General features: G+C 36.9%; 6 protein-coding genes. All 6 read left to right on the top strand.

Annotated elements, in window-relative coordinates; translation table 11 throughout:
- A partial coding sequence (locus AC1DDX_RS22750; protein WP_477622643.1) for an AAA-type ATPase lid domain-containing protein occupies positions 1–512 on the top strand: 512 nt, incomplete at its 5' end.
- Position 513: 1 nt separating this feature from the next.
- On the top strand, positions 514–2,151 hold the full coding sequence (locus AC1DDX_RS22745; RefSeq protein ID WP_172662286.1) for a sensor histidine kinase: 1,638 nt from the start codon (positions 514–516) through the stop codon (positions 2,149–2,151).
- A gap of 13 nt (positions 2,152–2,164) precedes the next feature.
- A complete protein-coding gene (locus tag AC1DDX_RS22740; RefSeq protein WP_172662285.1) occupies positions 2,165–3,622 on the top strand; it encodes a hybrid sensor histidine kinase/response regulator in 1,458 nt (485 codons plus the stop codon).
- Between the two features lie 11 nt (positions 3,623–3,633).
- Positions 3,634–4,686 carry an AI-2E family transporter gene (locus tag AC1DDX_RS22735; RefSeq protein WP_172662284.1) on the top strand — a complete coding sequence of 351 codons (1,053 nt, stop codon included), beginning with the start codon at positions 3,634–3,636 and terminating at the stop codon, positions 4,684–4,686.
- 52 nt (positions 4,687–4,738) lie between these two features.
- Positions 4,739–5,005: a YtxH domain-containing protein gene (locus AC1DDX_RS22730; RefSeq protein WP_048908192.1), complete on the top strand. Its 267-nt coding sequence runs from the start codon at positions 4,739–4,741 to the stop codon at positions 5,003–5,005.
- A 23-nt stretch (positions 5,006–5,028) separates the two neighbouring features.
- Positions 5,029–5,409, top strand: a 381-nt coding sequence (locus tag AC1DDX_RS22725) for a phage holin family protein (RefSeq protein ID WP_477622642.1), incomplete at its 3' end; no start/stop codon positions are given.

Genomic DNA, 5,409 nt, shown 5'->3' with positions numbered 1-5,409 from the left:
ATGCTATTCAGAAAGGGAAATTCAGAGAGGACCTTTATCATAGGTTCAATGAATTTTCTATCGGTTTGCCTCCGTTAAGTCAGAGAGGTGACGATATTATGGTTTTTGCATATACGTTTTTGGATGTGGCAAATCAGGAATTGTCGAGGAACGTACAGGGGTTTTCTGAAGAGGTTGTAGATTGTTTCCTTACCTACAATTGGCCAGGTAATGTAAGAGAGCTTAAAAATGTGGTTAGAAGGGCGACCTTGCTTACTGAGAACCAGGAAATACAATTAAAGGCACTTCCTCTTGAAATCTCAACCTATGCCAAAGCATCAGCTATTGAAAGTTCAATTTCTCGTATCGAAAAACCGAGGGATTTGAAAAATGCAGCTCTTGAAGCTGAGTACGATGCTATTTTAAAAGTTTTAAGAGAAGTAAATTTTAATAAAACAAAGGCAGCAAAAATTCTAAATATCGACCGAAAAACGTTGTACAACAAAATGAGAGCGATTAATTTGGATACATAAAGTGTTACTGGTAGTTATTGTCATCTTTATCGGGCTATTGATCCTGGGATATCTCCTTTTTAGGAGTATGTTGGTAGTGGGTGGGCTAAGAGATGAAGTCGCAGCGCTACAAAAGCAGAATAAGTATCTTTTAGAAAGAGTTGAAGTTCTTAATCTTGCCGAGCGAATTACCCACCTTGGAAGCTGGGAGATTTTTGTAGTAAGCGGGCAAGTTAAATGGTCAGAAGAGCTTTATAAAGTGTACGGATTTAAAAATGATGATTTTTTACCTGATATACACATTAATGAACAGGTTATAGCACCTGAATATAGAGAAAAGGTATCTAAAGAATTAAAATCTGCGATTGATAATAAAACATCTTTTGCTGTTGAATACCAGATCATACAACCTTCAGGTAAAAGAAAATACGTGCTGGGTCAGGGGTTTTATATCGAGGGTGAAGACAAACTTGTTGGTACCATCCAGGACATTACTGAGTTAAAAGAAGCTGTTTTAAAGCTCAAGATAAACGAATCGTTATTAAGAGAAGCAGAAATGGTTTCGCATAGCGGAAGTTGGGAATGGATGGATGGTAAGGAGTTTATTCTTTGGTCTGATGAGATGTATAACATACATGGTTTTCTTCCTCATTCAGTATTCGTCAATTTTGCATTTTATAAAAGGCTTGTTCACGAGGATGATCTCCAGCTTTTTATGGATAACTTTTATAAGGCCAAAAAGGATAAAATCTCTTTTAAAATAAACTATAGAATTGTGTTGCCTTCAGGAGAGATCCGGCATGTGCTTACTACAGCAGAGCATAAACGAATAGGTTTAAATGATAACTATGCCTATATTGGAAACACACAGGACGTAACGCAATTAAGAGAAGCTCAGGTACAGCTTGAAGAAAAAGTAGTTGAACTGAATCGCTCTAATCAGGATTTAGAACAATTTGCTTATGTTGCATCACACGATTTACAGGAGCCTTTAAGAAAGATACAAGCTTTTGGAGACCGGCTGAAAGATAAGTATGGTGAGCAGATGAATGCAGAGGCTCAGGATTACATCGGTAGAATGAGGGGAGCCTCTGAGCGAATGCGTGCGTTAATTGATGACCTTCTGGCATTTTCCAAGCTAACAAGGGGTAGTAAAAGTTATTCTAAACTTAAACTTGGCGATGTTGTAAGAAAGACATTAAGCGATCTTGATTTTACAATAGAGCTTAAGAAAGCCATAGTTGACATTGATTTTGAAGAGGACGAAATTGAAGGTGTTGAAAGCCAGCTAGTACAACTTTTTCAAAATTTGATAGGAAATTCTTTAAAGTTCACAAGTCAAAATGAGGTTCCCAACATTTCAATATTTGGAACCACCAAGTATGGGCATGAATTGAATATAGCTGAGATTAACAAAAACCAGTTATATTGTGTTGTTAAAGTAAAAGATAATGGAATTGGTTTTGAAACCGAAGATGCTTTGAAAATATTTGACATTTTTCATCGCTTACATTCAAGAGTTGACTACGAAGGGACAGGTATTGGGTTGGCTATATGTAAGAGGATAGCGGATAATCATTCTGGTTTTATTTTTGCAGAAAGCAAACCTGGTGAAGGGACTGCTTTTGTGGTGATTCTTCCGAAGAAACAAAATAAATGAAAATAATCTGAGAATGAGGCAGGTAAGAGTTTTATTAATAGATGATGATGAAGATGATTACATCCTTACAAAGGAGGTTTTTGATCAGACTTCGGCGTCATATGAGCTGTCGTGGGTCAACAGTTATGAGAAGGGGATTTATGCCATTTTAAAGAAGCAATTTGATGTTTACCTGGTTGATTACCGATTGGGAAAGGGGACAGGAATAGATTTGCTAAATGAAGCAATTAACTCTGGATGTGAAGAACCAATAATTATACTTACAGGTAAGGGCGACTTGGTTATCGACGAACAAGCTATGAATATTGGTGCTGCTGATTACTTGGTGAAAGATGAGATAGACTCCTCCTCATTGGATAGAAGTATTCGATATTCAATTAAGGAAGCGAGCGCAACAAAGGCGTTGAAGGATAGTGAACGGAAATACAGGGCCATTTTTGAACAGGCAAAAGATCCAATTCTCGTGTCTGACTCCTCAGGAAGAATTTATGATATCAATAGTGCGGGATTAAAGTTTCTTGATTATGAGCGATCAGTAATACTGCAATTAAATACAAGTGCAATTTTTAATAATACAGAAGAAGGAGAAAGATTTAGGGAGCTAATGGAAAGCAATGGCTCTCTAAGTGGTTTTGAGTGCGAATTGATTTCAAGTAAATCAGAGGTGTACTGCTGTAGCTTATCTTCATTTATTCAAACGGATATGGTAAATGTGAAAGAGGTTTATCATACCATTATTCATGATCTGAGCCATAGAAAGAACTTAGAGGAACGATCTGTTAGCCTGGGTAAAATGTCAATTTCAGAACATATTGCAAAAGGACTTGGAGAAGAAATCAGGGATCCTTTAAGCACTATAAACCTTGCATTGGACGAACTGGCGGCTGATCCTGCAATTATTTGTAATGAAACAATTCAATCGTACCTGGAAATTATAAAAAGTAATTGCGACAGAGTGAACCAACTGATGCAAAACTTCATTTCCAGCACTGAAACAAAAACCTTAAATCTTCAGCGGCATAATATATTAACGGTAATAGAGGAAGCTATCTCTGATGTGGAGGATTTAATAGTTGGGCACAATATAAAGTTAACAAGGCAATTTCATCAATCTGAGCAGAAGGTATTACTCGATAAACCTAAAATAAAAAATGCGTTGGTTAGTGTTATTAAAAATGCGGCGGAAGCCATGCAGAGTTACCCCAAAATTATTCACATTACATGCACAGCTGATAAGGGGATGTATGAAATCGCCATAGAGGATAATGGTATGGGGGTAGATCCAAAAAATAAGGAAAAGATTTTTGAACCATTTTTCACAACAAAAAAACGTGCCAGCGGATTGGGGCTTACCCATGCCCAACGTGTATTAACTACTCACAATGGTTCCATTAAACTTAAGCAACTTGCACAAGGGAGTTTATTCCTGATTCGCATTCCGATATATCATGAAGGAACGCTCTGGTTTTAACCTAAAGAATTATGTCAATATTTACATATAAGCAGAGGAATAATATCAATCTTGTAATTATAATAGCCCTGGGCTGTTTAATCGCATTTTCTTTACAAGGTATTTTTGGGTCGATATTAAGCACGCTTGTTTTGTATACATTATTGCGGCCCGCCTTTATCTACTTTGTTGACGAGAAGGGGATGAATAGACGTTTTTCGGCCATTTTATTGCTTTTTGTTTCAGTAATTGTTATCATCCTCCCTTTTTATGCATTAAGCAGTATGATGATCAATAAGATTGCGGAACTGCAGAGTGATCCATCATATTTTAAAAATGTTATTTTTAAACTAAAGCACCTGATCCCAATCGATGGGGATCTTCAAAATCTTGTTGAAGAGGGAGTGAAAAAAGCTGGGGTATGGGCCACGGAATTATTCCCTTCACTTATTACCGGAGCGTTTAATATTATTCTGGGCTTACTTTTAATGTATTTTTTACTCTACTTTATGCTGGTAGAGCGAGAAACATTTGAATCTGCTCTGGTAAAATATGCGCCTTTTAGAGAGCAAAACGCACAACGATTTGCCGAAGAAATGCGAAACACAACCTATGCAAATGTTGTAGGTCAGGGGTTTATTGCTTTGGTACAGGGATCTCTTTTGGGGCTTGCCTTTTATGTTTTAGGTTATACTGATCCGGTATTTTGGGGTGTGATAACGGCCTTTATATCGTTTGTTCCAATACTTGGGCCTCCGGTTATTTTTGTGCCGGCTGCGTTGTTGCAAGTTGCAGAAGGCAACAATTTTGCTGGCTGGGCAATGCTGATATTTGGATTTGTGGTGATCATTAACATCGACAATGTAATCCGTTTTATGATTGCAAAGCGGATTGGAAATATTCATCCCATAACCACTGTAATTGGCGTAGTTATTGGTATACCTTTATTTGGGATATTGGGGTTGGTATTTGGCCCATTATTGATATCTTATTTTGTATTATTGATAAAAATATATGAAACAAGCGCTATGGCATCTGAAAGATTGGAGAGAATTAAAACAATTTCAGAGCATGGCGAGTTATAATAATACGGAGAGCGGAAATAGAATATAAATGTTAAACATAAATTAAAATGTCATGAGTGATAATTCAAAAGTATTAATAGGGCTTTTAGCCGGTTTGGCTGCGGGTGCAGCATTGGGATTACTTTTAGCACCTGAAAAAGGAAGTGATACCAGAGATAAATTAAGTCAATCATTAAAAGATCTTGGAGATTCTATCAGAGATAAAGCCGCAGATGAAATAAACCATCTGGCCAGTTTGAAAGATAAGGTTGTAGGGTCTGTTAAAAGCAAGCTTCGTCAATCTGAAGAGGAATTTGTTGACGATGTAGAACACGCTTAATAAACAAGCTTTAAACCAGCAGCATGGAGGAAAATCACGAAAATAAGGAAAAGGGCATTGAGGACTTATATGAAGATGCAAAGAGTTATTTAGATACCAGGGTCGAGTATACTCGCTTATATCTTGTGGAGAAGATTTCGAAGATATTTGCAGATTTGGTAACCAATGCTGTAGTAGCTATATGCTTTATACTTGCTTTCTTGTTTGGTACCTTTACGTTAGCCTTATTCTTGTCAGACCTGCTTGGAAGCTATGCAAGGGGTTTTGGTTGTGTGGCATTAATCTATGTCTTTTTGGCGCTGATTGTTTATTACACGAAAGAAAAATACATCGAGAAGGCAATAATTAACTTTACTATCAGAAATTACTTTAACAAATTGGCGGATAAGGATGAAGAAGATAAG

The sequence above is a fragment of the Pedobacter sp. 10L46_2 genome, from assembly GCF_056395165.1.
The sequence above is the reverse complement of the archived record's forward strand: the minus strand, read 5'-3'. Positions and strand labels throughout refer to the sequence as shown.